The following is a 24,353-nucleotide window of genomic DNA, read 5'->3' as shown; positions in this document are numbered from 1 at the left end:
TGTGAGTTTTTCTTCCGGGGCCGGAAGGTTCGTGCGGGCGGTGTGAGCGCATTGGGGGCTGCGCTGCATTGTTGCTTCCGGGGTGAATTCGAACAATCGGTCCTCAATGAGTCAGCCACTTTGACTGCTCAGAAGCGACAACAACATCGAAACCACCTGAGAGAGAAACACCATGAAAGCCACCTGGAACCGCATCGTGCAGACCCTGAAGGGCCGCCGCTCTACCCCCTTGCCCGAAGCGGGCACGGAACCCGTGCTGGACGCTGATCTGCAAGGCCCCACCCCCACGACGGCTCCCGCGTCGGCAGCCCCGTTGAACTGGGCCTACCTGCTGCCCACCGCCCGCACGGTGCGCTGGCTGGCCGCTGGTGCCGTGGTGGCTGCAGCGGGCCTGATGGTGTACCGCAATCCGCCCGTGCAACACCTGGCGCAAGGCGACCTGGGTGTGCGCCTGAACCAGTTCACCGGCGCGGTGAGCTTGTGGCGTGATGGCAGCGTGTGGGTGGTGCCCGGCCTGCACACGGTGCGCGTGTTCTCGCTGCGCGACCAAAGCTACCGCCCCGAAGCCATGCGCCAGGCCACGGGCAGCGCGCCGCTGCAGTCGGTCGAAGGCCTGTCGCTGGGGCTGGATCTGAGCGTGCGCTATGCGCTGGACCCCAACTCGCCCGCTGTGAAGGCTGGCAACCTGCCCGACAACGTGGGCGCCGACATCGTCGAGCCCGCTGTGCAAGGCCTGGTCTACAAGGTGTTTGCCCGCTACACCGTGCGTGAAATCTTCTCGTCCAAGCGTGCCGAGATTGCGCAGATCATCGAAACCGAGCTGCGCGCTCGCTTGGCGGCCGATGGCGTCACGCTGCGCAGCATCCAGATCGGCAAGGTGGATTTGCCCGCCGAGTACCGCCGGGGCATGGACAGCCTGTTGGCCGAAGAGCTGGCCTCCGAAAAAATGCGCTACACGCTGGAGCTGAAAGACAAGCGCGTGAAGGAAACCGAGCTGGACGCCAACGCCGACAAGGTGCGCCGCGAAGTGGCCGCCGAAGCCGCCGCCCGCGAGCAGGTCATTGCCGCCAAGGCGCAGGAAGAGGCCATGAAGCATGTGCTGCCCTTCAAGCAGCGCCAGATCGAGCAGCGCCAGCTAGAGGCCGAAGCCGAGCGCGTGGCCCGCGTCAAAGCCGCCGAAGGTGCCGCCCAGGCCCGCCGCATCGAAGCCAACGGCGAGGCCGACGCCCGCCAGAAGCTGGCCGAGGCCGAGGCCTACCGCATGGACCGCGTGGGCAAAGTCAACGCCGAGCAAATGGCCCGCGAAGGCGCGCTGGTGACCAAGCACCCGCTGCTCATCCAGAAGACGCTGGCCGACAAGCTCTCGGACAAGATCCAGGTCATCATCGCGCCCCCGCCCACCAACGGCGACTTCATCGGTGCCGCGCTGCTGGGCGGCCACCGCAATGCCCAGGCCGGTGCAGCCCAGGCTGCGGCCGTGGCCGACGACGCCACCACCACACAAGCCGTGGAGCAGTGAACATGAACGCCACCCTCGCCACCTTGCTGGCAGCCGTCGCCAGCGCCGCAGTGACCGTGGCGGCTGAGGCCGCCCCACAGCCATCTTCCAACGCCCAGGGCAGCGCCATCGTGGTGCAAGACCAGGCCAGCCTGCGCGCCGCACCCCGCGACGGCGCCCAGCAGCAGGCCAGCCTGTGGCAGGGCGAAGTGCTCGAAGTGCGCGGCGAGCGCCTCGACTATTTGCAGGTGTGGGACCACAAGCGCGAGCGCGGTGGCTTCATCCGCGCCAGCGATGTGCGCCGCGTGGCCCTGACCGAGACCGAAGGCCCCGCGCTGCTGGCCGTCATGCGCTTTGTGCAGGACACGCCGGGCGCCGAGGCGCTGGGCATTGGCCTGACAGCCGCCTACCTGCAAGCCGCGCCTGCCAAGGCTTTGGCTGGCGTGGAGGGCGCGCAGGCCTTTGATGCGCTGGGCACTTTTGCCGATCGGCTGGCCCGCCGCGCCTCGGTGGCCGCGCCGGGCAAGGCGTCAGGCGCCACGCTGTCCGCGCACCTGGATGTGGTCAACGGCTACGGCGTGCGCTTTGCCACCTACGAGGTCGAAGGCCGCATGCAGGTCTGCTACGAGGGCGAGGCCTTTCGCCGCCTGCTGGCCATGCCCGTGGCCGATGCTGAGCAGCGCGCCCGCGCCGCCCTGGCGCTGACCCGCCCCGAGTGCATCAACCCCGACCTGCCTGCGCACGAGCGCGCCAAGGTCACCACCTGGCAGGCTGACGTGCTGGAGCGCGTGGACGTGGCCAATCTGCCCGGCTACCTGCGCAACCGCGTGCAAATGCGCCGCGCCAGCGTGTGGGGTGCTGCCGCCTTTCAGCAGGCACGCAAGAACGCTGCCGACCCAGCGGTGGCCGCTGCCGCTGCGCGTGCCCTGACGGAACTCAGTGGCGTGAGCAAGGCCGAGCTGCCCGACGAAGACCTGGCCGCTTACAACGACGCCGCCATGCGCGTGAGCGCCGTGCGTTGGGCCTTGGTGCCGGCGGTGGCCCCTGTGGCAGCCGTAGGTGCCCGCCCCACACTGCTGACCGAACCCGGCGCCCCTGGCGAAACCTGTGTGCTGCTGGTGGACGCGCAGCACAGCGCCCAGGCCCCGCTGCTGCGCCGCTGCACCTACGGCGTGGTATGGGCCGCATCAGCCAGCACCAACCGCGAAGGCACGGCCGTGGCCCTGGCGGCGCAGCCGATGGAAGGCTGGCGCGAGCTGTGGGTGCTACGCAAAACCGAAGGCGGTTGGCTGGCCGATGTGCTGCCACCCGCCGCCGCCACGCCCGAGACCGGCGTGGCCGAATGGGCCGGCTGGGTGCCTGGCGGCCAGCAAATGCTGGTGGCCCGCGAAGCCCGGGGCCAGGGCCGCTACCGCAAGAGCTTTGAAGTGGTGCGGCTGGAGGGCCTGACCACCGAGCGCGTGACCGGCGATGTGGCCGCGCTGCCCCTGTTCCAGCGCTGGCAAGACCCGGCATGGAAGCGCGAAACGCTCAGCTTGCGTTGAATGAAGCGAGGTAGGCAGGGGGAGGATTTGACGGGGTCCGTAAACTTGGCCCCGTCTCTTTCACTGAATGCCTGTTTCATGCCCGCTGCCGTTACGCCTTTGCTGTCCACCTTGCTCGCCCGTGTGGACGCCGCCATCATCGACCTGGACGGAACCATGGTGGACACCATGGGTGACTTCAATGAGGCCTTGAACCGCATGCTGCGTGAACTGGAGCTGCCGTCGATTGCGGCCCAGACGATCGAGCACATGGTGGGCAAAGGGTCGGAACATCTGTTGCGCTCAGTGCTGCATCACGTGCTGGTGCAGGTCAACCATGCCTCCATTGCTACGGAAATTGAAGCGCTCTACCCTTCTGCCTGGGCCAGCTACCAGCGCCACTATCTCGCCATCAATGGTCAGTACGCCGGGGTGTATGACGGCGTGAAGGCGGGGCTGCAGGCTTTGCAGGGCCGGGGCCTGCGGCTGGCGTGTCTGACCAACAAGCCCCGGGACTTCGCGCTGCCCCTGCTGCAGTTGAAAGGCCTTGACGGGTATTTCGAGAAGGTCTTCGGTGGCGACTCGTTCGAGCGCAAAAAGCCAGACCCGTTGCCACTGCTCAAGACCTGCGAAGCCTTGGGCATAGACCCCGCGCGCACGCTCATGGTGGGCGACTCCAGCAATGATGCGCAGGCCGCGCGGGCTGCCGGGTGTCCGGTGGTGCTGGTCACCTACGGCTACAACCACGGCCAGCCCGTGCGGGCTGTGAATGCCGATGGTTTTGTGGATTCGCTGGCGCAGCTGACCTGAGCTTGCCTGGTCGGATTGCGGATTGCGGATTGCGGGGTGCTGGCGTTCAGGCGGTCAGCTGGCGCGGCGCCACGTTGCGATAGTCCAGACGCGATGCTGCGGGGGCGCTGCTGCGCACTGGGGCGGGTGCGGAGCTGTTGTGGCGCGTGGCGTTGTCCGAAAGGCGGAACACCGCCACGGCATCCACCAGCTGGCCTGCCTGGGTTTTGAGGCTGTCGGCGGCTGCGGCGCTTTGTTCCACCAAGGCAGCGTTTTGCTGCGTGGCCTGGTCCATCTGCGTGATGGCTTCGCCGACTTGCGAGACGCCCTGGCTCTGTTCGCTGCTGGCGGCGCTGATCTCACCCATGATGTCGGTCACGCGGCGGATGGCGCTGACCACCTCGGTCATGGTGGCGCCGGCCTTGTCCACCAGGGCCGTGCCACGCTCCACGCGCTCCACGCTGGTGCCAATCAGGCCCTTGATCTCTTTGGCGGCCTCGGCGCTGCGCTGCGCCAGGCTGCGCACCTCGCCCGCCACCACGGCAAAGCCCCGACCCTGTTCGCCCGCGCGCGCAGCCTCGACGGCAGCGTTCAGCGCCAGGATGTTGGTCTGGAAGGCGATGCCGTCGATCACGCTGATGATGTCGGCGATCTTGCGGCTGCTGTCGTTAATGCCCTTCATGGTGTCCACCACCTCTGCCACCACGTCGCCGCCTTGCTGGGCGACGGTGGATGCGCTCATGGCCAACTGGTTGGCGGTGCGGGCGTTGTCGGCGTTCTGGCGCACGGTGGAACCCAGTTCTTCCATCGATGCGGCCGTTTCTTCCAGCGCGCTGGCCTGCTGTTCGGTGCGGGCACTCAGGTCGTTGTTGCCTGTCGCGATCTCGGCGCTGGCCGTGGCCACGCCTTCGGCGCTGTAGCGTACGTTGCCCACGATGGTGGCCAGGCGTGATTGCATGGTGGCCAGCGCCTGCAGCAACTGGCCGGTCTCGTCGTTGCCGCTGGCGGCGATAGGGTGCGTCAGGTCGCCATCGGCAATGCTTTCGGCGGCGTGCTGGCCCTGCTGCAAGGGGCGCACGATGGAACGGGTGACCGTCAGGCCCATCAATGCGCCGAGCGCCACGGCCACCAGTGTGCCCACGCCCAGCAGCACCTGGCTGGCCTTGGCCAGGGTGGAGGTGTCGGCCTGGCTTTCGGCCAGCTGGGCGGCCATGGTCTTGCGCAGATCGTCCAGCGACTGCAGGTATTTGTCGGCCAGCGGGCGCAGGTCCTTGTCTACCAGGGCGGGCACGTTGGGTTCGCCACCGCGGTGCAGTTCCCGGATTTCGTTGAGCTTGTCGTTGTAGGCCTGCCGGGCCGTGGCAATCGCGGCCAAAAGACCCTTGGCCCGGTCGCCTTGCACCAGGGCTTCAATGCGCTTGACCTTGGCTTCCATGCCCTTGGCCGTCGCCTGGGTGTCGGTGGTGAGCTTGTCCATGTAGTCGCGGTCGATGGCCTTGAGGAAGGCCTCGGTGCGCACCCAGTTCAGGCGGATGTCTGACGCCCAATCTTCCACCAGGGTCTGCTGTTCGATCTCTTGCGTGGCGACGCGCTCGCTGGCGCTTTGCAGGCTGGCAATGCGCCACATACCCGTGGCGGCGATAAGGGCCGTGATGAGCAGGATGGCGCCAAACGATGCGCCCAGGCGCAGGCCGACGGAGAGGTGGCTGAGTTTCATGGTGGTGTCTGGCGCGAAAGGTGTCTGGGGCGGAGGAGGATGCGTGACAGGCGGCTCGCAGCGGTGCGCGGATAGCGCGAGAAGCTCGGTTCAGCCGTGACCTCGCGTGCCGCGGATGGCGCGCAGTGCAAGGTCCGTTGTTACGTCAAGAGAACAAGGGGTGAAAAAAAGGGGCGATCAGAAAGGTGCCATGGATCGGGCAAAGGCTACTCCCCGGTAGGAGGGGCGTCTGTCGGGCGTGCGACAGCGCCGAGCCGGTGAGCGTCGGGGTTTGCCCGGTGTCCAGAATCAGGCGGGCTTGCCGAGCAAGGCGTCCTTGAGCTTCCAGTCCGCCGGTGCGTTGCCCAGCCAGATGCCCAGCAGTGCATTGAAGAACTCGGGCTCCTTGAAGGGCTCTCCCTGCGGCTTGCCCTTGACGGTGATGATGGTGCCCGTGCCGGGAATCCAGTCGATCTGGAACTGGTCTCCCGCCACCAGCTTCTTGTGGTCCGAGAAGATCTGGCTCATGCGCAGCACGCCCGGGATGAGTTTGGAGAACGCCGCGCGGTCCATGTTGTCCTCCATACCGCGCGAGAACAGTTTGCCCAGTTCGGTGGAGTCGATTTCGCGCAGCATGGTGATGGTCAGGCGCTTGGGGCCTTTCTGGGCCATGATTTCGGCGGGTGTGCTGGCTTTCTTTTCGAGGTACAGGCCGGCCGTGTACACCTTGAACACGGCTTTGTAACGAACCCCGGCGCCATTGAGCTGAAGGCTGCTGCCACTCAGGCTCGCTGTCTCTTCATACTTGACGTCGGCCACGGTGATGGGCTGGGCAATGGCACTGGTCGCCAATAGGCATGCCACTGCTGCTGCGGCACATCGCTGGAGAAACTTCATGTGCAACTCCTAAAAAAAGAACGGTCGTTCGTTTCAAATTGTTGCAGTGCTCCTGGGGGCACGCAACAGGGTTTTCGAGTGGTTGTGTGATCTCGCGTTGCGGGGCGTCAAATCGGGGCGCCAAAAAAGCTTTGCTACACTTTGGCCCATGTTCATTCACCACGTGTTCATCACAGGTTGCAGCGACCGGGGAGCCTGGCCCTGGCGTCAGCCTGTCGCTTTGAACGCCTGATGGCACCTGGGCAGCCGCCCCAGCGTGCACCCGTGGCCTCCGCCCCGATGCGGTGAGGCCGATTGAATGGACCGCAGCGCCCCGCTTTCATGCACAGGGACACGCGCTGCGACAGCTGGGAGCTTTCCCCGTGATCACAGAACTTGAATTCAAAAGCCTGGCCAGCGAAGGCTACAACCGCATTCCGCTCATGGCTGAGGCCTTTGCGGACCTGGAAACCCCGCTCTCGCTCTACCTGAAGCTGGCGCACACCAAGGACGGCGGCAAGCACAGCTTCCTGCTCGAATCGGTGGTGGGCGGCGAGCGCTTCGGGCGCTACAGCTTCATCGGCCTGCCCGCACGCACCTTGCTGCGCGCCAGCGGCTTTGGCGACCAGGCCAAGACCGAGGTGGTGACCGACGGCCAGGTGGTCGAGACTGCCCAAGGCAACCCGCTCGATTTCATCGAGGCCTACCAAAAGCGCTTCAAGGTGGCCCTGCGCCCCGGCTTGCCGCGCTTTTGTGGCGGTCTGGCGGGCTACTTTGGCTACGACGCGGTGCGCTACATCGAGAAAAAGCTCGAAACCACCTGCCCGCCCGACACACTGGGCTGCCCCGACATCCTGCTGCTGCAGTGCGAGGAGCTGGCGGTCATCGACAACCTCTCGGGCAAGCTTTACCTCATCGTGTATGCCGACCCGGCCCAGCCCGAGGCCTACGCCAAGGCCAAGAAGCGCCTGCGCGACCTCAAGGAGCAGCTCAAATATTCGGTGAGCGCCCCCGTGGTCAAGGCCACCGAAAGCCACCCCGCCCAGCGCGACTTTGCCAAGGCCGACTACCTAGCCGCCGTGGAGCGCGCCAAGGAGCTGATTGCCGCCGGTGACTTCATGCAGGTGCAGGTCGGCCAGCGCATCCACAAGCGCTACACCGAGTCGCCTTTGTCGCTGTACCGCGCCCTGCGTTCGCTGAACCCGTCGCCGTACATGTACTTCTACGACTTTGGCGACTTCCACGTGGTGGGCGCCAGCCCTGAGATCCTGGTGCGGCAGGAAAAGACCGATGAAGGCACCAAGGTCACCATCCGCCCCCTGGCGGGCACCCGCCCACGCGGCGCCACGCCCGAGAAGGACAAGGCCACCGAGGTCGAACTCATCAACGATCCCAAGGAGCGTGCCGAGCACGTGATGCTCATCGACCTGGCACGCAACGACATCGGTCGCATCGCCAAGACCGGCACCGTGAAGGTGACCGAGGCCTTTGCTGTGGAGCGCTACAGCCATGTGATGCACATCGTGAGCAACGTGGAAGGCATCCTGCACGACGGCATGACCAGCATGGACGTGCTCAAGGCCACCTTCCCCGCAGGCACGCTGACCGGCGCGCCCAAGGTGCACGCCATGGAACTGATTGACCAGCTAGAGCCCACCAAGCGCGGCCTGTACGGCGGCGCGTGTGGCTACCTGAGCTATGCGGGCGACATGGACGTGGCCATTGCCATCCGCACCGGCATCATCAAGAACGGCACGCTCTATGTGCAGGCTGCCGCGGGTGTGGTGGCCGATTCGGTGCCCGAGCTGGAATGGAAAGAAACCGAGCACAAGGCCCGCGCGCTGCTGCGCGCGGCAGAACTCGTCGAGGAGGGCCTGGAATGACCCCCGCGATTGAGAAGGTCAAACCCTGCACCACCATGCAGGACGTGCGCCGCGAAGTGAACGCGCTGGACGACGTGCTGGTGCCCCTGTTGGTGGAGCGCGTGGGCTACATGACCCAGGCCGCCCGCATCAAGCAAGGCGTGGAACAAGTGCGCGACGAAGCCCGCATCGAAGCCATCGTGGCCCGCGTGCGCGAACGTGCCCAGGCCGAAGGCGGCGACGCCGATGTGATGGAAGCCATCTACCGCAGCCTCATGGAAGCCTGCATTGCCTATGAACACCGCGAGTTCGTCCGTCTGCGCGAGCCCGCCCTTGCTGGGAGCGCCGCATGACAAAACTCTTGATGGTCGATAACTACGACAGCTTCACCTACAACATCGTCCAGTACTTTGGCGAGCTGGGTGCCGATGTGGAGGTGTTCCGCAACGACGAAATCACCGTGGCTGAGATCGAGGCGCGACTGAATGCTGGGCAGCTTGACCGCCTGGTGATTTCGCCCGGTCCTTGTTCCCCCGCCGAGGCCGGCATCTCGGTCGCCGCGATCCAGCACTTTGCCGGCAAGCTGCCCATCCTGGGCGTGTGCCTGGGCCACCAGGCCATTGGCGCAGCCTTCGGCGGCACCATCGTCCGCGCTCAGGAGTTGATGCACGGCAAGACCAGCGTCATCACCACCACGCAAAAGGGCGTGTTTGCGGGCTTGCCGGAAAAGTTCACGGTCAACCGCTACCACTCGCTGGCAATCGAGCGCGCCACCTGCCCGGATGTGCTGGAGGTGACGGCCTGGACGGATGACGGCGAGATCATGGGCGTGCGCCACAAGACGTTGGCGATCGAGGGCGTGCAGTTCCACCCCGAAAGCATCCTCACCGAACATGGTCACGCCATGCTCAAGAACTTTCTGGAGCAGCGCGCATGAACTTCATCGACGCCCACCAGTTAGTGATGTTCATCGCCGCCGGTTGGCTGCTCAACCTCACGCCCGGGCCTGATGTGCTCTACATCGTGACCAACGCACTCAAGTCCGGCACGCGCGCGGGCATCGTGGCGGGGCTGGGTATCACGGCCGGGTGCTTCGTGCACATCTTTGCGGCCGCTGTGGGCGTGGGCGCGCTGCTGGCCGCATCGGCCACGGCGTTCACCGTGCTCAAGTGGATCGGTGCGGCGTACCTGATGTGGATGGGCGTGCGCATGCTGCTGTCCAAGCCCGGGGCCGATGGGGGCAACAGTGCAGCGCTGATGGCGGCGCAGGCGGCGCCAGTGCATCACACGCCGCTCTCCAAGGTGTTCCTCGGCGGCTTCTGGACCAATGTGCTCAACCCCAAGGTCGCCATCTTCTTCCTGGCCTTCGTGCCGCAGTTCATCGCGCCGGGCGCGGACAACAAGGCGCTGGCCTTTGTGCTGCTGGGCGTGCTGTTTAACGTCAACGCCATCCCCGTCAACGTGGGCTGGGCACTGGCCGCGTCGTGGATGGCGCGCCGCGCCGGGGTGATCCAGCGCGGCATGCACTGGCTGGACCGCGTGGCGGGCGCCATGTTCATCGGCTTCGGGCTCAAGCTGGCCTTCACAGACCAGCCCTCTGCTTAAATACCAGGAGACATTCCATGCCCATTACCCCCCAGGAAGCGCTGCAGCGCACCATCGAGCACCGCGAAATCTTCCACGATGAGATGCTGCACCTGATGCGGCTCATCATGAACGGCGAGCTCTCGCCCGTCATGACGGCGTCCATCATCACCGGCCTGCGCGTGAAGAAGGAGACCATCGGCGAGATCACCGCCGCCGCGCAGGTGATGCGCGAGTTCAGCACCAAGGTGCACGTCCAAGACGCGACCCACATGGTGGACATCGTGGGCACGGGCGGTGACGGTGCCAACACCTTCAACATCTCCACCTGCTCGATGTTCGTGGCCGCCGCAGCGGGCGCCAAGGTCAGCAAACATGGCGGGCGCGGCGTGTCGAGCAAGAGCGGCAGCGCCGATGTGATGGAAGCCCTGGGCATCCACATCAACCTCAAGCCCGAGCAGATCGCCCAGTGCATCGCTGAAGTCGGCATCGGCTTCATGTTCGCGCCCAACCACCACCCCGCCATGAAGAACGTGGCCCCGGTGCGCAAGGAGTTGGGCGTGCGCACCATCTTCAACATCCTGGGCCCGCTGACGAACCCGGCAGGTGCCCCCAACATCTTGATGGGTGTGTTCCACCCCGACCTCGTCGGTATCCAGGTGCGCGCGCTGCAGCGCCTGGGCGCCGAGCATGCGTTGGTGGTGTATGGCCGTGACGGCATGGACGAAGTCAGCCTGGGCGCCGCCACGCTGGTGGGCGAACTGAAAAACGGCCAGATCACCGAGTACGAAATCCACCCCGAGGACTTTGGCCTGCCGATGGCGAGCAACCGCGCCCTCAAGGTCGAAACGCCCGAGCAGTCGCGTGAGATGTTGATCGGCGTGCTCAAGGGCGAGCCCGGCGCTGCGCAGGACATTGTTTGCCTGAACGCAGGCGTGGCCTTGTACGCCGCCAATGTGGCCGACTCCATCCAGACTGGCATTGCCAAGGCACGCGCCGCGATTGCCTCCGGCGCCGCGCTGGCCAAGCTGGAGCAGGTGGTCACGCGCACGCACGCGCTGGCCACAACGGTCTGATACGACGGCCTGACCTAGCCATGTGGCACGACCCTGGCACCTGGATTGCACTGGGCGTCTCTGCCCTGTTCATCGTGGCCGGGGTCGTGATGCACCGCGTGTTCACCCGCATTCTGAAACAGGGCTCTGCCGAGCCCACTGAAACCGACAAGGCAGCCCACCATGAGCAGTGACATCCTCAACAAGATCGTGGCCGTCAAGCACGAAGAAGTGGCCGCCGCCAAAAAGCGCCTGCCTTTTGACGCCATGCGCGCCGATGCCGAGAGCCGCGTGCTCACGCGCGACTTTGAAGGCGCGCTGCGCGCCAAGATCGCCAAGGGCCAGGCCGCCGTGATCGCCGAAGTCAAGAAGGCCAGCCCCAGCAAGGGCGTGCTGCGTGCCAACTTCGAGCCGGCCGATATCGCCCAGAGCTACATGGAAGGCGATGGCAAGGTCAGCGCGGCCTGCCTGTCGGTGCTGACCGACCGGCAGTTCTTCCAGGGCCAGCCCGACTACCTGAAGCAGGCCCGCGCCAGCACGTTGTTGCCCGTGCTGCGCAAGGACTTCATGGTGGACGCGTACCAGATCTACGAATCGCGCGCCATGGGCGCTGATGCCATCCTGCTGATCGCTGCCTGCCTGGACGATGCCCAGATGGCCGACTTCGAGGCCATCGCCCACAGCCTGGACATGGCGGTGCTGGTGGAGGTGCATGACCGCGCCGAGCTGGAGCGCGCGCTGAAGCTCAAGACCCCGCTGGTCGGCATCAACAACCGCAACCTGCGCACGTTCGAAGTCACGCTGGACACGACCTTGGGCATGCTCAAGGACGTGCCCGCAGACCGCCTGCTGGTCACCGAGTCGGGCATCCTGAAGCCTGCCGACGTGAAGACCATGCGCGACGCGGGCGTTCACGCCTTCCTGGTGGGCGAGGCCTTCATGCGCGCCGACGACCCCGGCCTGGCGCTGGCCAAGCTGTTTGCTTGACAGTGATCGATCACTATGTTTTTGATAGCTGCTGGCGCATATCTCACCTGCGCTACCAGCTCATTTCGCCATGAATCCCTCTGAAATGCCCGCCACGCAACTCCAGACGGCCCAACCCGCCGACTGGCCGGTGGCCCCTGGCTGGCAGTCCTTGGTGGATGCGTTTTTTGCCGGTGCGCGCGGGCAGGCGTTGCTCGCGTTTTTGCAGGCACGGTTGCAGGCGGGGGCGGCGATTTTTCCGCCCCAGCCGCTGCGCGCGCTGGAGCTGACGCCGCCCGAGGAGGTGCGCGTGGTCATCCTGGGACAGGACCCGTACCACGGCCGGGGCCAGGCCGAGGGGCTGGCGTTTTCCGTCGCACCGGGCGTGCGCCTGCCGCCCTCGCTGCAGAACATCTTCAAAGAGATGCAACGCGACCTGGGAGTGGCTTTCCCCCCCTTCCCGAACCCGGGCGGCAGTCTGGTCAAGTGGGCCAAAAACGGCGTGCTGCTGCTCAACACCTGCCTCACGGTGGAAGAGGGCCAGGCCGCCAGCCATGCAGGCAAGGGCTGGGAGGAGCTGACAGACACCGTCATCCGCCACGTGGCCGAGGGGCCGCGCCCGGTGGTGTTCATGCTCTGGGGCTCGCATGCCCAATCCAAGCGCGCGTGGATTCCCACCGATCGGGGGCACCTGGTGCTCACATCCAACCACCCCTCGCCCCTGTCGGCACTGCGCCCGCCCGTGCCTTTCATCGGCAACGGGCATTTCAGCCAGGCGCGGGATTTCCGCCAGCAGCACGGCTACTGAGCGGCCTTGCTTCCCCTCACCAGGGGCTGGGCAGCCGCTCCTTGAGCAACTCCAGAAACGCCTGCGCCGCCACCGGCAGGCTGCGCCCGGCCAGGGTCTGGATTTCGATGTCGCGCAGGTCCATGCCGGGGTCGCTGATGGGCAGGGCCACGATGGCGCCTTCGGCCACCAGATGGCGCACGGCGATCTCGCTGGCTACCGACAGCCCGCCGCCCAGCTGCACAAAGTTGACCACCGTCTTGGCGTGGTTGCTGATGAGCACGGCCTCCAGTTGCAGGCCCTGGCGGCTGCAGACGATGTCGATCATCTGGCGCACTGTGGTCTCCGTCGGGGGCAGCGCCAGGGGGTACCCGGCCATCTGCGCCAGGGTCACGCTGCCTGCGCTGGCCAGGGGGTGGCCGGGCGGCAGCAGGGCCAGCACCGGCGCGCTCTGGCGGTAGGCCACGTCGATGTCCTTGTGCGGCGCGCGGCTGAAACACAGGCCGATGTCGGCCGCACCGCTGCGCACGGCGTCGGGCACCTGGGCCGTGGGTAAGGCGATCACGCTGAACTGCACGCCTGTATACGTGCGCTGGAACTCCACGCACAGGCGCGGCACCAGCTCGTTGGCAAACGCGTCGGACGTGGCCAGGCGCACCTGCCCGGCCCGCAGGCCCTGCAGCGCACCGATCTCGCCCAGCGCGCGCTCGGCGTCCAGCAGGGTGCGGCGTGCGTGCACCGCCAGGATCTCGCCCGCCGCCGTCAGCACCATGCCGCGCGGGTGGCGCTCGAAAAGAGGGGTGCCCAATTGGGCCTCCAGCCCGGCGATCTGGCGGCTCAGCGCCGAGGCGGCCACATGCAGGCGGGCCGAGGCCTCGGTCAGCGAGCCGCTCTGCGCCACTGCAAGAAAGTAGCGCAGGGTGGTGTCTTGCAGCAGGTGGGGGCGCATGGGGGAAGGGGCAGAGGGAAGCCCGCAGTATGCGCCGGTTTGCCGTGACGGCAAAGCAGGTTGCTGAAATGCTGGTGGTCAAGCAAGGCGCAGCTTCCTAAGATGGTTCCATCCTTTGTTGTGTCCGATTTCTTTGCGGGAGTGCTCTGTATGCGTCTACTTTCCTGGGGCCGTGGTGTCTGGGGCCTGGCCGGCCTGCTGGTGCTGGCATCTGCCGCGCACGCGCAAGCCAACTGGCCAGACCGCCCCGTGCGGGTGATCGTGCCCTTCCCGGCCAGCGGCGCGACCGACCTGGTGGCGCGCGTGGTCACCCAACGCGTGGCGGCCGACCTGGGCCAGCAACTGGTGGTGGACAACAAGCCCGGCGCGGGCGGCACCCTGGGCACGGCCGAGGCGGCCAAGGCCGCACCCGACGGCTACACGCTGCTACTGACCACCAGCAGCACGCACGCCATCTCGCCCCACCTCATGCCCAAGCTGGCCTACGACCCGCGCAAGGACTTCACGCCCGTGGCCCATGTGGCCGACGCACCCAGCGTGCTGCTGGTCACCAACTCGCTGCCCGTCAAGACCGTGGGCGAACTGATTGCGTATGCCAAGGCCCACCCCGGCAAGCTCAACTACGCCACCAGCGGCAACGGCACCATCGTGCACCTGAACACAGCGGCCTTCAGCGCCCAGGCGGGTGTGGAGATGACCCACATTCCCTACAAGGGCACGGCCCTGGCCATCCCTGATCTGATCGCCGGGCAGACGCATGTGCTGTTTGACTCGCTGCCCACCGGCATGCCCCACGCCAAGGCCGGCCGCCTGCGCGCGCTGGCCGTGACCAGCGAAAAGCGCAGCACCCTGGCGCCCGAGCTGCCCACGCTGGCCGAGTCCGGTCTGCCCGGTTATTCGTCGGTGACCTGGTTCGGTGTGTACCTGCCTGCGGGCGCATCGCCCGCGCTGGTCGAGAAGGTGCACAAGGCCTTTGCCAAGGCCGTGCAGGCGCCCGAAGTGGCCGAGAGCCTGGCCAAGCTGGGCGTGGAGCCTGCAGCGCCCCGCACGCCCGCGCAGTTCGCGGCGATGGTGCAGGCCGACAGCAACCGGTGGGCGACGGTGATTCGCCAGCACAAAATAAATATCGATTAACCCCCTGAGTCGCCTTCCCCCAAGGGGGACGACGCCCTCGGTGCGGGGGGCGGCCCTTCCTCGGCGTCTCTCGCCTGCGCCATGCCTGATCTACCCGTGTCTGGCTCACCGGACATGGGCCCTGGAGACACACGCTTTATGAATTCCAATTCTCTCGACTGGTCCCTTCCCTACGCCTCAAACCGCAGTGCGGTCATGGGCCGCAACGTGGTCTCCACCTCGCAGCCGCTGGCCGCGCAGGCGGGCCTGCGCATGCTGCTGGCGGGTGGCAACGCGGTGGATGCCGCCATTGCCGCTGCCATGGCGCTCACGGTGGTGGAGCCCACGGGCTGCGGCCTGGGCAGCGATGGGTTTGCCATCGTGTGGGATGGCAAGGAGCTGCACGGCCTGAACGCCTCGGGCCGCTCGCCTGCGGCGTGGACGCCTGAATACTTCGAGAAGCTGGGCGGCATTCCTGAAACGGGCTGGAATGCCGTGACCGTGCCGGGCGCCGTGTCGGCCTGGGTGGCGCTGTCCAAGCGCCTGGGCAAGCTGCCGTTTGCGCAACTGGCGCAGCCCGCCATCGACTACGCGCGCAACGGCTTTCCGGTGTCGCCCACCATCGCCCGCCTGTGGGCGCTGGGCGCGGCCAAGCTGGGCACGCAGCCCGGATTTGCCGAGTGCTTCATGCCGAACGGTCGGGTGCCTAAGGCAGGTGAAGTCTTCCGCAGCGAGGCCCACGCCCGCACGCTGGAGCTGATTGCCGAAACCGAGGGTGAGGCCTTCTACCGCGGCGTGATTGCCGAGCGCATCGCCGCCCATGCGCAAGCCAACGGCGGCGCCATGACGATGGCCGACCTCGCCGCCCACCAGGCCGACTGGGTGGGCACCATCCAGCAGCGGTTTGGTGACTCGGTCATCCACGAGATTCCGCCCAACGGGCAGGGCATTGCGGCGCTGATGGCGCTGGGCATGCTCGACGCACATGGCATTGGCAAGCATCCGCTGGACGACGTGGAAACCGTGCACGCCAGCATCGAGGCCATGAAGCTCGCGTTTGCCGACCTGCACCAGTACAACGCCGACATCGAGGCCATGCACGTCAAGCCCGATGCGCTGCTGCACCCCGACTACCTGCGCAGCCGCGCTGCGCTGATCGACACCACGCGCGCTGGCGACCCTGGCTACGGCGCGCCACGCCCCGGTGGCACGGTGTACTTGGCAGCGGCCGATGCGTCCGGCATGATGGTCTCGTTCATCCAGTCCAACTACATGGGCTTTGGCTCGGGCGTGGTGGTGCCGGGCACGGGCATCAGCCTGCAGAACCGGGGCCACGGCTTCAACCTGATCCCGGGCCACGCCAACCAGGTGGCGCCGCGCAAGCGCCCCTCGCACACCATCATCCCGGCCTTTGCCATGCATGCCGATGGCACGCCGCAGATGGCCTTTGGCGTGATGGGCGGCCCCATGCAAAGCCAGGGCCACACGCAGATGGCGCTGCGCGTGCTGCGCTACGGCCAGAACCCGCAGGCCGCGGCCGATGCGCCCCGCTGGCGCGTGACGGGTGGCAAGGGGGTGGCGGTGGAGCCGGGCTTTGACCCTGCTGTGGTCGCCGCGCTGCGCGCACGTGGGCACGAGGTGACGGTGGAAGAGGGCAACGGCGTGTTCGCCTTTGGCGGCGCCCAGCTGGTGCTGCGCAACGGCAACAGCTACATCGCAGGTTCGGACCCGCGCAAGGACGGACACGCGGTGGCGTTCTGATCCATCCTCAGATGGCGAGTGTGGTGCTATTGAATGGATAGCTGCTCAGGCATATTGCACCAGCGCTATCGGCTGTTTTGATGCTTAACGTGTCTCGCGCACGGTCAGCCAGGCGCTGGCTGCGCCGCTGAGCACGATGGCCGCCATGCCCGCCAGCGACCATGCGTCCGGCACATGGCGGTACACCAGCCAGCCCGCCAGCATGGCAAACCCGATCTGTGAATACAGAAACGGCGCAATCGTCACCGGCGTGGTGCGCGCATAGGCGTTGAGCAGCAGCATGTGGCCCACCGCGCTCGACAGACCCATGGTGAACATGCCCGCCCACATCCACGGGTCGCTCACCGGCTGCCAGAAGAACGGCACGCCCAGCGACACCAGCGCGGTGGCGATCCAGCTGGTGTAGAGCTGCGTGGTGGCGGGGCTCTCGTGCCCGGCCATCTTGCTGCTGAGTACCTGGTAGCCCGTGCCCGCTGCTAGCATGCACAGCGGCCACAGCAGCGCCCAGGTAAAGGCCTCGCCGCCGGGTCGGATGATGGCGAGCGTGCCCGCCAGGCCAGCCACCGCCAGCAGCCAGCGCAAAGGGCTCACGGGCTGGTGCAGCCACAGGGCAGCCACCACCGTCACGCACAGCGGCACCGTCGCCACGATGGCCGTGAACTCTGCCAGCGGCAGGGCCGTGAGGCTGATGAAGCCGAACAGGCTGGTCATGGCGAACAGCGCACCGCGCAGGGCCTGGAAGCGGGGTTGTGTGGTGCGCAGCGCAGAGCGCCCCGCGCGCTGCAGCACAAAGGCCGTGGTCAGCAGCGACTGGAACACATAGCGCATCCACAGCGCCATGACGATGGGCACGCCCGCGCTGACCAGCTTGCTGGCGGTGTCCAGCAGCGCAAAGAACGCGCAGGCCACCACGGCCAGCGCGATGCCTGCCAGCGCCGCACGCCGGCGGGCCGCAGGGGTGGTCGACAACGCAGGGCCTGGGGGGCTCACGGCGTGCTGCGTGCGCGTTCCAGCAGCATCGCGTCGCCATAGCTGAAGAAGCGGTACTGCTGCGCAATCGCGTGCCGGTACAGGCCCATGATGTGGGCGTAGCCCGCAAACGCGCTCACCAGCATCATCAGCGTGCTCTTGGGCAGGTGGAAGTTGGTGATCAGCACATCCACCACCTGGAACGCAAAGCCCGGCGTGATGAAGATGTTGGTGTCGCCCGTGGCCTGGCCTGTCTTGGCCCACGACTCCAGCGTGCGCACGGTGGTGGTGCCCACGGCCACCACGCGGCCGCCGCGCTGGCGGCAGCGCTCCAGCGCCGCGAGCGTGGCCAGCGGTATCTCATACCACTCGCTGTGCATCTGGTGCTCGGCCAGGTTCTCGGTCTTGCAGGGCTGGAAGGTGCCTGCGCCCACATGCAGCGTGACGCTGGCGCGCTCGATGCCGCGCGCGGCCAGGTCGGCCAGCACGCCTTCGTCAAAGTGCAGCGCGGCCGTGGGGGCTGCCACGGCGCCAGGGTTCCGGGCAAACACGGTCTGGTAGCGCTGGCTGTCCTCGGCCTCGTCGGGGTCGTGGTCGCTGTTCTGGTGGCGCTCGATGTAGGGAGGCAGCGGCAGGTGGCCATGGCGGTCCATCAGCTCCCAGGGCGATTCGCCCGCCGGGCCGTGCAGTGCAAAGCGGAACAGCGGGCCGTCTTCGGTGGGCCAGCGGCCCAGCAGCTGCGCGTCAAAGCCGCCTGCCTGGCGGCCTCCGGCCATGTGCACCACGCTGCCGGGCAGGGGCTTCTTGCTGACCTTCATGTGGGCCACGACTTCGTTGCCCGGGTTGCCCGCCTCGGCGGGCAGCACGCGCTCGATCAGCAGCTCCAGCTTGCCGCCGCTGGCCTTCTCGCCAAAGATGCGCGCCTTGACCACGCGCGTGTCGTTGAAGACCAGCAGGTCGCCTTCGCGCAGCAGGCCGGGCAGCTCGCGAAAGATGCGGTCCACCGGCTGCATGGCGCGGCCATCGAGCAGGCGCGAGGCGCTGCGCTCGGGCGCGGGGTGCTGGGCAATGAGTTCGGGGGGCAGCGAGAAGTCGAAGTCGCTGAGGGTGAACACGCGGGGTGTGGAAGGGCTGCCGGAGGCGAGGGGCGCATTGGCTGCGCCGCTGGAGAGATCAGTCATCGTGCTTGAGGGCCGAACGGGCCCGTGCCAAGGTAAAAATTACAGAGGGCGCGATTGTCCCACGGGGCTGCAGGGCTCTGCAGGCGCGGTGCTTTCAATCGGTGGTGAACGCCACCGGTGCGGGCACGCTGCGCACCAGCCGCTGCACGTCATTGGCTTGGGACAGGGTGGTGCCCGGGTGCAGCAGCGCGGCGGCGCCTGCGGCCACGCCCCAGCGCAGCGCCTCGGCAGGCGCATCACCCCGGTCCAGCGCCCAGACCAGCGCGGCCAAAAAGCAGTCGCCCGCGCCCGTGGTGCCGGTGGTGGCGGGCACGTCGAGGGCGGGGGCCTGCCATACCCCCTCCCGCGTGGCCAGCACGGCGCCTTGCTCGCCCACCGACAGGGCCACGGTGTCGGCCGCGCCGCTGCGCACCAGCGACTGGGCAGCCGTGCACCAGTCGGTGGCGTGCTCCAGCGGCTGTTGCAACAGGTCGCGCAGCTCACGCAGGCTGGGTTTGACCAGCGCCACTCCGGCTTTCAATGCCGCCGCCAGCGGCGGGCCCGAGGTGTCAACGGCCACCCGCACGCCTTGGCCAGATACAGCGGACACAGCGCGTACCAGCTGGGCATAGAAGTCGTCGGGCGTGCCGGGCGGCAGGCTGCCGCTGGCAATGAGCCAGCGGGGTGGTGGGGCGTGGGTTGCCAGCGCATCCAGGCAGGCCTGCCACTCGCCGGCCTGCAGCGTGGGGCCGGGCAGTACAAACCGAAACTCCTGGCCCGTGAAGGTTTCGACCACCGAAAAGTTCTCGCGCGTGTCGCCCGCAATGCGCTGCAGCTGCGTGGGCACGCCCTCGTCGGCCAGCAGCTGCTGCACCTGCGTGCCCGCCGCGCCGCCCGCCAGGGCCCAGGCGCACACATCCGCGCCCAGGCGGTGCAGCACCCGCGCCACGTTGATGCCGCCGCCGCCCGCAAACCGCCGCACCGGGCCGCAGCGCAGCTTGTGCGTGGGGGCCACGTGGTCGGTGGTGGTCGCCAGGTCGAGGGCGGGATTGAGTGTCAGGGTGATCAGTGCGGGCATGGGCTACCAGACCTTGTCGGAGAAGCCGGACCACAGCTCGTCCAGGTCGGGAAAGCGCCACTTCTCGGGGTCTTCGCGTGCCACGATCTTTTCGGAGCAGTCCGGGGCGGCCAGGTTCACCACCTCGGGTGGGATGCGCAGGTCGGACTTGGTCGAGAAGAACACCTTGACGATGGGGGTGGTGAGCGCGGTGGGCGATTGTTCCGTCACGATCCCGATGCGGCCCGAGGTCAGCCGCACCAGCGAGCCCACGGGGTAGATGCCAATGCTTTTGACAAACGCCTGGAAGATGCGCGCGTCGAAATGGTCCTTGGTCCACTCGGCCATGCGCCGCAGCGACTCGGCCGGGTCCCAGCCACGCTTGTAGGGCCGGTCGGAGGTGATGGCGTCGTACACGTCGCAGATGGCCGTCATGCGGGCGATCACGCTGATGCCGTCGCCCAGCAGCTTGTCCGGGTAGCCCGAGCCATCCACTTTCTCGTGGTGGTGCAGGCAGGCGTCCAGCACTGCGTCGGGCACGTTGCCGCCCTCCTTGAGCATGTGGTAGCCCTCCACCGGGTGGCTGCGCACCACGGAGAACTCCTGGTCGGTGAGCTTGCCGGGCTTGTTGAGCACGGTCAGCGGGATGGCGGCCTTGCCCAGGTCGTGCAGCAGGCCTGCCATGCCGGCGAGCCGTTGCTGGTCTTCCTTGAGCTTGAGCTGCTTGGCCAGCGCCACCATCAGCGCGCACACGGCCACCGAATGCATGTAGGTGTAGTCATCGGCCGTCTTCAGCCGTGCCAGGCTGATGAGCGCGCCCGGATTGCGGGTGACGGAGTCCGAAATCTCCTCCACCAGGCTTTGCGCACCTGCCGAGTCCACCGCGCGGCCCATGCGGGCCTCGTTGAACATCGAGACCACGGCCTCCTTGGATTTCACGCAGATGGCGGCGGCCATCCTGAGTTCGCTGTGCATGTCCGCCGGTTTGCGGTCTCGCTTGGGCGGGAGGGGCGGGGAGGGCAGCTTCACCTTGATGGGTGGAAGGTCCTCCAGGCGGCTGAAGTCGGTCTCGATCTGTGCGTCCACCTCTTCGCGCGACATCGAGGCGGTGCCCACGGCCACATCCAGGCCCTTGTCGGTATCGATCCATATTTCCTGGATGGCCGTGGCCTGGATGCTGGCCAGGTCCTTGGGGTCCTTGAGCAGGAACTTGGCCCGCCAGAAGGGGTGGTCCATCCACGAGCCGCAGAACTCGTGCAGGTACATGCCCAGGGTAAGGTGTTGGATGTGGATGCGCTTGAGCATGGCAATGGCCTGGGACTCGAAAACACGCCCTGATCAGACGTTAGCAATGGTAACCATGGTAGCCTTTTCAGGCTGCGATTTCCGCACGTTTTCCCTAGCAATTTGCTCCACATGTCCGTCGTCCCCCCAGTCCTCGCCAAAACCAGGGCGCCCGCTGCCGCACCGGCAGCGCGCAGCCCGGGTGCAGCCTCGGTGGCACAAAAGGCGCTGCAAAAGCTGGGCTTGCGCCGTGACATCGATCTGGCGCTGCACCTGCCCCTGCGCTACGAGGACGAAACCCGCATCACCCCGCTGGCCAACGCACGCGACGGGCAGATGGTGCAGATCGAGGCCACGGTCACCGCCAGCGAGGTGCAACTGCGACCCCGCCGCCAGCTGCTGGTGCAGGTGGAGGACGACACGGGCAGCTGTGAGCTGCGGTTTTTCAGCTTCTATCCTTCGCACCAGAAGACACTGGCCGTGGGCGCGCGCCTGCGCATCCGGGGCGAAGTCAAAGGGGGGTTCTGGGGGCGGCAGATGTTGCACCCGGCGTTTCGTGTGGCCGGGGGCGAGCTGCCCGCAGCGCTGACACCGGTGTACCCCACCACGGCCGGGCTGCCCCAGCCCTATCTGCGCCGCGCCGTGGTCAGTGCGTTGACGCGGGTGGACCTGTCGGACACCCTGCCCCCCGGCACCGAGCCACCGATGGCCAGAATTTATGGCCCCAATGGTCTGCAGCGCCGGTTCAGCTTGCGCGAGGCGCTCACTTTTTTGCATCACCCCACCCCCGACGTGGCCTTGTCCACGCTCGAAGACCACAGCCACCCCGCCTGGCAGCGTCTGAAAGCCGAAGAGCTGCTGGCACAGCAGCTCTCGCAATACCAGTCCCGCCGCGAGCGTGACCGCCTGCGTGCCCCGGTGCTGCGCCCGCAGCCCTCCAAGGAGGGCGCGCTGCCCCTGCACGAACAGCTCTTGGCCGTGCTGCCGTTTGATCTGACCGCCGCCCAGCGCCGCGTGGGCGAAGAGATTGCCGCCGATCTGGCCCGCCAGGTGCCCATGCACCGCCTGCTGCAGGGCGATGTGGGCTCGGGCAAGACCGTGGTGTCTGCCCTGGCCGCCTGCCTGGCCATGGATGCGGGCTGGCAATGCGCGTTGATGGCACCCACCGAAATCCTGGCCGAGCAGCACTTCGCCAAGATGATCGGCTGGCTGGAGCCGCTGCTGGCCGCGCGCGGCCGCAAGGTGGCCTGGCTGGTGGGCGGGCAAAAGAAGAAGGACCGCACCGCCATGCTGGCGCTGGTGGCCAGCGGCGAGGCCGCGCTGGTGGTGGGCACCCACGCGGTGATCCAGGAGCAGGTGCAGTTCAAGAACCTGGCGCTGGCCATCATCGACGAGCAGCACCGCTTTGGCGTGGCGCAGCGGCTGGCGCTGCGGCAAAAGCTCGCAGCGCACGGCATGGAGCCGCACATGCTCATGATGAGCGCCACGCCCATCCCGCGCACCTTGGCAATGAGCTACTACGCCGACCTGGATGTCTCCGTCATCGACGAGTTACCCCCTGGCCGCACGCCCATCGTCACCAAGCTGATTGCCGACAGCCGCAAGGACGAAGTCATCGAGCGCATCGGCGCGCAGGTGGAATCGGGCCGGCAGGTGTACTGGGTGTGCCCGCTGATTGAAGAAAGCGAGGCGCTCGATCTCTCCAACGCCACCGCCACGCACGCAGACCTGAGCGAGGCCTTGCCGGGCTGCATGGTCGGCCTGCTGCATTCGCGCATGCCCACCGCCGAGAAGAAGGCCGTGATGGCGCTTTTCACCAGCGGCCAGATGGGTGTGCTGGTCAGCACCACCGTGATCGAAGTGGGGGTGGATGTGCCCAATGCCTCGCTCATGGTCATCGAGCATGCCGAACGCTTTGGCCTCTCCCAGCTGCACCAGTTGCGCGGCCGGGTGGGGCGCGGCGCGGCGGCGTCGGCCTGCGTGCTGCTGTACGCCACCAACGACAGCGGCCGCGTGGGCGAAACCGCCAAGGAGCGCTTGCGCGCCATGGCCGAGACCAACGACGGCTTCGAGATCGCCCGGCGCGACCTGGAGATTCGTGGCCCCGGCGAGTTTCTGGGCGCGCGCCAGTCGGGCGACGCGCTGCTGCGGTTTGCCGACCTGGCGACCGACACCCATCTGCTGGAGTGGGCGCGCGAGCTGGCCCCTCAGATGCTGGACCGCCACCCGGATTTGGCCGCCAAACACGTGGCGCGCTGGTTGGGTGGAAAATCGGACTATCTCAAGGCGTGAGACGTTCACAACGCTGACGTGGCCCGCAGGAACACACCATGACCCTCACCGAACTCAAGTACATCGTTGCGGTGGCCCGCGAAAAGCACTTTGGCCATGCGGCCGATGCCTGCTATGTGTCGCAACCCACGCTCTCGGTGGCGATCAAGAAGCTCGAAGAAGAGCTGGACGTGAAACTGTTCGAGCGCAGCGCGGGCGAGGTGACCATCACCCCACTGGGCGAAGACATCGTGCGCCAGGCGCAAAGCGTGCTGGAGCAGGCGGCGGCCATCAAGGAAATTGCCAAGCGCGGCAAGGACCCGCTGGCCGGGCCGCTCACGCTTGGCGTGATCTACACCATCGGGCCCTACCTGTTGCCCGAGCTGGTGCGCCAGTCCATCACGCGCACACCGCAGATGCCGCTGATGCTGCAGGAGAACTTCACCGTCAAGCTGCTGGAGATGCTGCGCACGGGCGAGATCGATTGCGCCATCCTGGCCGAGCCTTTCCCCGACACCGGTCTGGCCATGGCGCCGCTGTACGACGAGCCCTTCATGGCCGCAGTGCCCAGCATGCACCCGCTGGCGGCCAAGAAGTCGGTCACGGCGGCCGAGCTGAAGAACGAAACCATGCTGCTGCTGGGCGCTGGTCACTGCTTTCGCGATCATGTGCTGGAGGTCTGCCCTGAGTTCGCGCGCTTTGCGAGCAATGCCGAGGGCATCCGCAAGTCGTTCGAGGGGTCGTCGCTGGAGACCATCAAGCACATGGTGGCCGCCGGTATGGGCGTGACGCTGGTGCCGCGCCTGTCGGTGCCGCGCGACGCGCTGCTCACGGTGTCGCGCCGCCGCAAGAGCGACGAGACTTACATCCGCTACCTGCCCATCCGTGAGGAAGACGGGGGCCCGCCGCCCATGCGCCGCGTGGTGTTGGCCTGGCGCCGCAGCTTCACGCGCTACGAGGCCATCGCGGCACTGCGCAATGCCATCTATGCGTGCGAGTTACCGGGAGTGACCCGGCTGTCCTGAGCAGTCCGCCTGGCATCGACGGGCTGCAGGGAATCGGCGCTACACTCGCGCCGCCCCTGTGCTGGCCCACCCGGCCTGCGCAAGCCGGGTATGCATGTTCCGCAGCGTCCGTTGACCCGCGTCCGGCT

General features: G+C 67.0%; 22 protein-coding genes. 15 read left to right on the top strand and 7 right to left on the bottom strand.

Going from position 1 to position 24,353, the window contains the following annotated elements:
- Positions 1–172 precede the first annotated feature (172 nt).
- The 3 genes from C8C99_RS12930 (at position 173) to C8C99_RS12920 (ending at position 3,831) form a co-directional block, all read left to right on the top strand.
- Positions 173–1,519, top strand: a complete 1,347-nt coding sequence (locus C8C99_RS12930) for an SPFH domain-containing protein (RefSeq protein WP_108625961.1) — start codon at positions 173–175, stop codon at positions 1,517–1,519.
- 2 nt (positions 1,520–1,521) lie between these two features.
- Positions 1,522–3,042, top strand: coding sequence for a hypothetical protein (locus C8C99_RS12925; protein ID WP_056647880.1), 1,521 nt, complete (start codon positions 1,522–1,524; stop codon positions 3,040–3,042).
- 78 nt (positions 3,043–3,120) lie between these two features.
- Complete coding sequence (locus C8C99_RS12920) at positions 3,121–3,831, top strand: phosphoglycolate phosphatase (RefSeq protein ID WP_056647881.1); 711 nt, start codon at positions 3,121–3,123, stop codon at positions 3,829–3,831.
- Positions 3,832–3,877: 46 nt separating this feature from the next.
- Here the strand turns inward: C8C99_RS12920 and C8C99_RS12915 are convergent, their stop codons facing one another.
- Entirely contained in the window at positions 3,878–5,527 is a 1,650-nt protein-coding gene (locus C8C99_RS12915) for a methyl-accepting chemotaxis protein (protein ID WP_108625960.1), read from the bottom strand.
- Positions 5,528–5,815: 288 nt separating this feature from the next.
- Positions 5,816–6,403, bottom strand: coding sequence for a chalcone isomerase family protein (locus C8C99_RS12910; RefSeq protein WP_108625959.1), 588 nt, complete (start codon positions 6,401–6,403; stop codon positions 5,816–5,818).
- Between the two features lie 362 nt (positions 6,404–6,765).
- Between C8C99_RS12910 and trpE the strand changes: the two genes are divergently transcribed.
- The 8 genes from trpE (at position 6,766) to C8C99_RS12875 (ending at position 12,657) form a co-directional block, all read left to right on the top strand.
- Positions 6,766–8,265 carry an anthranilate synthase component I gene (gene trpE / locus C8C99_RS12905; protein WP_108625958.1) on the top strand — a complete coding sequence of 500 codons (1,500 nt, stop codon included), beginning with the start codon at positions 6,766–6,768 and terminating at the stop codon, positions 8,263–8,265.
- Positions 8,262–8,597 (top strand): chorismate mutase, encoded by a 336-nt coding sequence (locus C8C99_RS12900; protein WP_108625957.1) that lies wholly within the window; start codon positions 8,262–8,264, stop codon positions 8,595–8,597. The genes trpE and C8C99_RS12900 overlap by 4 nt, the downstream gene beginning before the upstream one ends.
- The gene (locus C8C99_RS12895) at positions 8,594–9,181 is read left to right on the top strand and encodes an aminodeoxychorismate/anthranilate synthase component II (protein WP_108625956.1); all 588 of its coding nucleotides are present in this window, start codon (positions 8,594–8,596) and stop codon (positions 9,179–9,181) included. Before C8C99_RS12900 ends, C8C99_RS12895 begins: the two co-directional genes overlap by 4 nt.
- Positions 9,178–9,849 (top strand): LysE family translocator, encoded by a 672-nt coding sequence (locus tag C8C99_RS12890; RefSeq protein WP_108625955.1) that lies wholly within the window; start codon positions 9,178–9,180, stop codon positions 9,847–9,849. Before C8C99_RS12895 ends, C8C99_RS12890 begins: the two co-directional genes overlap by 4 nt.
- A gap of 17 nt (positions 9,850–9,866) precedes the next feature.
- On the top strand, positions 9,867–10,904 hold the full coding sequence (gene trpD, locus C8C99_RS12885; protein WP_108625954.1) for an anthranilate phosphoribosyltransferase: 1,038 nt from the start codon (positions 9,867–9,869) through the stop codon (positions 10,902–10,904).
- Between the two features lie 20 nt (positions 10,905–10,924).
- A complete protein-coding gene (locus C8C99_RS24040) occupies positions 10,925–11,077 on the top strand; it encodes a hypothetical protein (protein ID WP_015016050.1) in 153 nt (50 codons plus the stop codon).
- On the top strand, positions 11,067–11,870 hold the full coding sequence (gene trpC / locus C8C99_RS12880; protein ID WP_108625953.1) for an indole-3-glycerol phosphate synthase TrpC: 804 nt from the start codon (positions 11,067–11,069) through the stop codon (positions 11,868–11,870). Before C8C99_RS24040 ends, trpC begins: the two co-directional genes overlap by 11 nt.
- Before the next feature lie 70 nt (positions 11,871–11,940).
- The gene (locus C8C99_RS12875; RefSeq protein WP_108625952.1) at positions 11,941–12,657 is read left to right on the top strand and encodes a uracil-DNA glycosylase; all 717 of its coding nucleotides are present in this window, start codon (positions 11,941–11,943) and stop codon (positions 12,655–12,657) included.
- A 16-nt stretch (positions 12,658–12,673) separates the two neighbouring features.
- On the opposite strand, the gene C8C99_RS12870 is transcribed toward C8C99_RS12875, so the two are convergent.
- Positions 12,674–13,585, bottom strand: coding sequence for a LysR substrate-binding domain-containing protein (locus C8C99_RS12870; RefSeq protein WP_108625951.1), 912 nt, complete (start codon positions 13,583–13,585; stop codon positions 12,674–12,676).
- Between the two features lie 150 nt (positions 13,586–13,735).
- Between C8C99_RS12870 and C8C99_RS12865 the strand changes: the two genes are divergently transcribed.
- Together C8C99_RS12865 and C8C99_RS12860 are read left to right on the top strand one after the other, a co-directional pair.
- On the top strand, positions 13,736–14,719 hold the full coding sequence (locus C8C99_RS12865) for a tripartite tricarboxylate transporter substrate binding protein (RefSeq protein WP_108625950.1): 984 nt from the start codon (positions 13,736–13,738) through the stop codon (positions 14,717–14,719).
- 138 nt (positions 14,720–14,857) lie between these two features.
- Positions 14,858–16,459, top strand: a complete 1,602-nt coding sequence (locus C8C99_RS12860) for a gamma-glutamyltransferase family protein (RefSeq protein ID WP_108625949.1) — start codon at positions 14,858–14,860, stop codon at positions 16,457–16,459.
- 84 nt (positions 16,460–16,543) lie between these two features.
- On the opposite strand, the gene C8C99_RS12855 is transcribed toward C8C99_RS12860, so the two are convergent.
- The 4 genes from C8C99_RS12855 to C8C99_RS12840 form a co-directional block, all read right to left on the bottom strand.
- Positions 16,544–17,449, bottom strand: coding sequence for a DMT family transporter (locus C8C99_RS12855; RefSeq protein WP_233247216.1), 906 nt, complete (start codon positions 17,447–17,449; stop codon positions 16,544–16,546).
- On the bottom strand, positions 17,446–18,609 hold the full coding sequence (queA, locus tag C8C99_RS12850) for a tRNA preQ1(34) S-adenosylmethionine ribosyltransferase-isomerase QueA (RefSeq protein WP_108625948.1): 1,164 nt from the start codon (positions 18,607–18,609) through the stop codon (positions 17,446–17,448). The genes C8C99_RS12855 and queA overlap by 4 nt, the downstream gene beginning before the upstream one ends.
- A 94-nt stretch (positions 18,610–18,703) precedes the next feature.
- Positions 18,704–19,666 (bottom strand): 1-phosphofructokinase family hexose kinase, encoded by a 963-nt coding sequence (locus C8C99_RS12845; RefSeq protein WP_108625947.1) that lies wholly within the window; start codon positions 19,664–19,666, stop codon positions 18,704–18,706.
- 3 nt (positions 19,667–19,669) lie between these two features.
- Positions 19,670–20,950 (bottom strand): HD-GYP domain-containing protein, encoded by a 1,281-nt coding sequence (locus C8C99_RS12840; RefSeq protein ID WP_056647923.1) that lies wholly within the window; start codon positions 20,948–20,950, stop codon positions 19,670–19,672.
- A gap of 111 nt (positions 20,951–21,061) precedes the next feature.
- On the opposite strand from C8C99_RS12840, the gene recG reads away from it, so the two are divergent.
- Together recG and C8C99_RS12830 are read left to right on the top strand one after the other, a co-directional pair.
- Positions 21,062–23,221, top strand: coding sequence for an ATP-dependent DNA helicase RecG (recG, locus tag C8C99_RS12835; protein WP_056647926.1), 2,160 nt, complete (start codon positions 21,062–21,064; stop codon positions 23,219–23,221).
- Between the two features lie 38 nt (positions 23,222–23,259).
- Entirely contained in the window at positions 23,260–24,225 is a 966-nt protein-coding gene (locus tag C8C99_RS12830; RefSeq protein WP_108625946.1) for a LysR substrate-binding domain-containing protein, read from the top strand.
- Positions 24,226–24,353: the final 128 nt, after the last annotated feature.

It is taken from the genome of Acidovorax sp. 107 (assembly GCF_003058055.1).
Classification (GTDB): Bacteria; Pseudomonadota; Gammaproteobacteria; order Burkholderiales; family Burkholderiaceae_C; genus Acidovorax.
Note: the sequence above shows the minus strand (reverse complement) of the source record. Positions and strands in the feature narration are given on the sequence as shown.